Genomic DNA, 1,872 nt, shown 5'->3' on the forward strand with positions numbered 1-1,872 from the left:
CCCTTCAGCGCGGGCAGCGTCGCGAGCAGCAGCGCGCTGCCGGGATCGAGCCGGTCCCACGAGAAGATGCCGGGCTGCGTGCACAGCGCGAGGTTGTCGATGTGGCGCGGTGCGCCCTCGGAGAGCGCCGCGTCCAGCGGCAACGCGCCCTCGGGCCGGACGACGCGGCAGATCCGGTGGTGGCGCCTGGCCTCCTCGGCGCTGCCGCAGCCGAGGTCGGAAAGTTCACGCGCGAGCCGCGCCCCGCCGCGATCCTTCGGCGCCAGCGCCAGGAGGTCGCCGCCGGGCCGGAGCGCGCGAAGCGCCTGCGCCAGGACGAAGCGGCGCTCCACGGTCCCGGGCGGCGCGAGCATCCAGACCCGCGCGAGGCTCAGGTCAGCGCAATCCTCCAGCCGGGCCGATCCGGGAACGAGGGGCGAGACCTGGACGGCGCCGGGCGGAACGTCGGCGAGCTCCGCGGGCGGCAGGCCGTAGACGGCATCGGATAGGGACGTGTCGGACATGGGTATCGTGGATTTCGGTGTCGCGGATTTCGGTGTCGGTCGACTGAAGAGGCCATAGGGGATGCGGGCGACGCCGCGATGCGGCCGCTCCGCGCGGGAACGGCTCGGGATAGGCGGTCGGGTCGTCGTCGCGGAATCCGCTCACCGCCGGGTCGGCACGGAGAGCCCGACGCATCAACACGCCGTTTCGCGCGATTCGAAAAGGCGCGCGCAGAAAAGAATCAGCCGCGCGGGAATTCCAGGCCCATCTCGCGGTAGCGGGCCGGGTCGTCGGCCCAGTTCTCGCGCACCTTCACATGCAGAAACAGATGCACCGTGGTCTCGGCCACCTCGGCGATCTCGCGGCGGGCCGCCGTGCCGATCGCCTTGATGGTCTGGCCGTCCTTGCCGAGCACGATCGAGCGCTGGCTCTCGCGCTCGACGAAGATGGTCTGCTCGATGCGCACCGAGCCGTCCTTGCGCACCTGCCACTGATCGGTCTCGACGGTGGAGCGGTAGGGCAGCTCCTCGTGCAAACGGTCGTAGAGCTTTTCGCGGGTGATTTCCGAAGCGAGCATGCGGATCGGCGCGTCCGAGACCTGATCCTCTGGGTAAAGCCAGGGGCCGGCCGGCATCAGCTTGGCCAGAGCTTGCTTCAGCGTGGCGATGCCGTCGCCGTTCAGCGCCGAGATCATGAAGGTGTCGGCGAAGGGGATGCGCTTGTTCAGCTCCTCGGCCAGCGCGAGCAGCTTCTCGCGCAGGATGAGGTCGATCTTGTTGAGGATCAGGATCTTGTGCCGGCGCACGTCCGGCAGGCGCGCCAGGATCGTCTCCAGCTCCTCGTCGATCCCCTTGCGGGCGTCGACCAGCAGGCAGACCGCGTCGGCGTCGGCCGCCCCGCTCCAGGCGGAGTGGACCATCGCCCGGTCGAGCCTGCGCTTCGGCTGGAAGATGCCGGGCGTGTCGACGAGCACCACCTGGGCCGAGCCCTCGATCAGGATGCCGCGCACCAGCGCCCGCGTGGTCTGGACCTTGCGCGAGACGATCGAGACCTTGGTGCCGACGAGGCTGTTCAGGAGCGTCGACTTGCCGGCGTTGGGCACGCCGATCAGGGCGACGAAGCCGGCCTTGGCATCGGTGGGCGTGCCCGGCAGCAGGCTCGGGGGCGCCCGCTCCGCCGCCGCCTCGAACGCGTCCTCGGAATCGTCCTGCGGGTCGTCCTGGGGCTCTTCTTGGGCCATCGCGCTCATGTTCGGTCCTCGCTCGGCCGCTCGCCGACCCCGTTCCCTGCTTCGTGTCCGCCGGGGCCGCCACCCTCGACGATGCCCTCGCGGCCCAGCACGGCGCGGGCGGCGTCCTGCTCGGCGAGGCGCTTCGAAGGCCCCTCCCC

General features: G+C 70.8%; 2 protein-coding genes. Both read right to left on the reverse strand.

The features are described 5' to 3' along the window. The coding region (locus FV222_RS24660; RefSeq protein WP_187277462.1) for a methyltransferase at positions 1–503 on the reverse strand (503 nt) is incomplete at its 3' end. Positions 504–724: 221 nt separating this feature from the next. Continuing rightward, positions 725–1,723: a GTPase Era gene (gene era / locus FV222_RS24665; protein WP_147762672.1), complete on the reverse strand. Its 999-nt coding sequence runs from the start codon at positions 1,721–1,723 to the stop codon at positions 725–727. Between the last annotated feature and the right edge of the window lie 149 nt (positions 1,724–1,872).

Origin of the sequence: Methylobacterium sp. WL103 (genome assembly GCF_008039885.1) — a bacterium.
In the GTDB taxonomy this organism is placed as follows: domain Bacteria; phylum Pseudomonadota; class Alphaproteobacteria; order Rhizobiales; family Beijerinckiaceae; genus Methylobacterium; species Methylobacterium cerastii.

Bases quoted from the DNA above. Each gene is read 5' to 3' on its own strand.
- era (WP_147762672.1), bottom strand. From the start codon at position 1,723: ATGGCCCAAGAAGAGCCCCAGGACGACCCGCAGGACGATTCCGAGGAC.